This window comes from Micromonospora sp. NPDC049903, from assembly GCF_044460945.1.
GTDB lineage: Bacteria > Actinomycetota > Actinomycetes > Mycobacteriales > Micromonosporaceae > Micromonospora.
On the sequence record NZ_JBITKL010000061.1, the window covers coordinates 1 to 2388 of the forward strand.

Here is a 2388-nt window from a genome sequence, read left to right on the forward strand (position 1 = left end):
CACCCGGAAAACGACACGCCATCCCCACAATCGCAATCGGCTCATCCACCACCCCACCACCCGACGACACCTCAACCAACCGCTCCGGCACACCGGCGATCTCGGCGCTGAGGTGATCGGCGAGCGACTGCGGAGTCGGGTAGTTGAAGACCAGCGCGGCAGGCAGTCGAAGGCCCGTCGCCTCCGCGAGCCGGTTTCGCAGTTCCACCGAGGTGAGCGAGTCCATACCGATGTCCTTGAAGGCCCGATGCGCATCGACCGCCCCGGCACCGGCGTGTCCGAGCACTCCGGCGGTGTTGGTGCGGACGAGATCGAGCAGAGCGACCGCCCGTTCCGCGCCCGTCATCCGGGCGAACCGGCGCGCAGGAGAGAACTCGGCTTCGGTGGTGGCGGCGACCGCGCGCCGCACGGGTGCGGGCACCAGCCCGCGTAGCAGCGCCGGGATCTCCCGGGCGGCACGCACGGCGGCCAGGTCGAGGCTGATCGGAACCAGCGCCGGCCGGTCCGCGACGAGCGCGGCGTCGAACAGCGCGAGGCCGTCGGCGGCGGAGAGGGCGCGGGTACCACCACGGGCGAATCGGGCGCGGTCCGCCTCGCCGAGCCGGCCGCCCATCCCGGCCTCCTCGTCCCAGAGGCCCCAGGCCAGCGACACGGCGGGCAGGCCGAGCTGCCGGCGGTATGCGGCGAGCCCGTCGAGGAAGGCGTTACCCGCCGCGTAGTTGCCCTGCCCGGCACCGCCGAAGGTGCCGGAGACGGAGGAGTAGAGGACGAAGGCGGCGAGACCCAGATCTGCGGTCAGCTCGTGCAGGTGCCATCCGGCGTCCGCCTTGGGACGCAACGCGGCGTGCCACTTCCCCGGCGTGAGGTCCTGCACGAGCCCGTCGTCGAGGGCACCGGCGACGTGCACGACTCCCACCAGCCGGTCGGCCAGTTCGGTGACGAGTCCCGCCATGACGGGCCGGTCAGCGACGTCGGCGGCGATCCCCCGGACCCGCACACCCCGGCCGGCGATCTCCGCCAGCCGCGCGTCGGGCACCCCGGAACGGGCCACCAGCACCAGTTCGGCCACGCCGTGCGCGTCGATCAGGTGATCGGTGACGAGCCGGCCGAGACCACCGGTCGCACCGGTCACCAGGACCGTGCCACCGGCCAGCGGAGACGGGTCGGTCGGCGCCGGGGCGGGAACGGCCGTGAGTCGGGGAGCGCGCAGACGCCCGTCGTGGACCGCGACATGCGGCTCGTCCTCCGGCGCGGCGATTCCGAGCAGGAGACCAGCCTCGTCGTCGTCCGGCAGTTCCAGCAGCCGGATACGTCCGGGGTTCTCCGACTGCGCGGTCCGCACCAGTCCGCGTACGGCGTGGTGGGCGAGGTCGTCGACGTCGATCGCGACGACCAGAGCGCTGTCCGCCCACCGCGCGTCGCCCAGCCAGTCCTGAATCCCGGCGAGCACGGCCAGCCCGACCTCGTGCACGCTCTCGGGCACGGTCAGCCCCTCGGTGGCGCGCGGGGCACGGAGCAGTACGACAGGTGGCACGTCACCGGTGCGGGTGTCCTCGTAGCGGGCCCACTCAGGGGTCGTGTCGCCCGACGACACCTCGATCCAGGTGACCTCGTAGAGTCCGCTGGTACTGGCGACAGCGGCCAGCCTGCCGAGGTCCACGGGACGGACGACGAGCTGATCCACGTCCAGAACGGGCTGTCCGGTGGCGTCGGCGGCGGTGATCGAGACCGTGTCGGCGCCGGTGGCGGTGACCCGGACGCGGAGCACGCGGGCACCGGCGGCATGCACACGGACGCCCGCCCAGGAGAACGCGAGCCGCGGTGTGTCGGGGTCCGGGAAGAAGCCCGAGTCGGCCAGCGGATGCAGGGCGGCGTCGAGCAGCACGGGGTGCAGCACGTACTGCTCGGTGTCGAGACCGGCGGCGGCCTCGGGCAGGCGCAGTTCGGCGTAGACCGTGCCGGGGGTTCGCCAGGCCGCCTCCACCGCGTGGAAGGCCGGCCCGTACGCCACGGTCAGCCGCTCGTAGAGGCCGGCGACATCGAGCGGTTCGGCGCCCGGCGGGGGCCAGGCGGTGAGGTCGGCCGTCGAGGCGGGTCGGGCCCGGTCGGTGAGTACGCCGGTGGCGTGCCTGGTCCAGCGGTGGTCCGGGCCCGGGCGGCTGTACACCTCGACCTGCCGGTCCGCGGTCACCCGTACCTGCAGGTCCACTGCGGCGCCTGCGGCGAGGGTGAGCGGCGTGGAGATCACCAGTTCCTCGATCTCCGGCGTGCCGAGCCGGCCACCGACGTCGGCCAGCATGTCGATGAGGGCGGTGCCGGGTAGGAGGGTGGTGTCGTTGACGCGGTGGTCGGTGAGCCAGGGGTGGGTGGTGGTGGAGAGTCGGCCGG

1 protein-coding gene is annotated in these 2388 nt (G+C 73.3%); it reads right to left on the minus strand.

All coding sequences use genetic code 11. The features are described 5' to 3' along the window. A partial coding sequence (locus ACIBO1_RS32255) for an SDR family NAD(P)-dependent oxidoreductase (protein WP_396753091.1) occupies positions 1-2388 on the minus strand: 2388 nt, incomplete at both ends.